The following is a 275-nucleotide window of genomic DNA, read 5'->3' as shown; positions in this document are numbered from 1 at the left end:
CTGTTGAATGCGCCCGTTGCTGCACGCTGGCAGCGTAAGATTCTGGATACGCTGGCGACCTACCATGAACAGCACCGTGATGAGCCGGGACCTGGACGTGAACGCCTGCGTCGTATGGCCCTGCCGATGGAAGATGAAGCGCTGGTCCTGCTGCTGATTGAAAAGATGCGCGATAGCGGCGCTATTGATAGCCATCATGGCTGGCTACATTTGCCGGATCATAAGGCCGGTTTTAGCGATGAGCAGCGGGCTATCTGGCAAAAAGTAGAACCTCT

The 275-nt window shown here is 56.0% G+C and carries 1 protein-coding gene; it reads left to right on the top strand.

Going from position 1 to position 275, the window contains the following annotated elements:
• A partial coding sequence (locus FDX22_RS19735) for a DNA/RNA-binding winged helix domain-containing protein (protein WP_304571780.1) occupies positions 1-275 on the top strand: 275 nt, incomplete at both ends.

The organism is Citrobacter sp. TBCS-14 (genome assembly GCF_005280805.1).
In the GTDB taxonomy this organism is placed as follows: Bacteria; Pseudomonadota; Gammaproteobacteria; order Enterobacterales; family Enterobacteriaceae; genus Citrobacter; species Citrobacter gillenii.
Note: the sequence above shows the minus strand (reverse complement) of the source record. Positions and strands in the feature narration are given on the sequence as shown.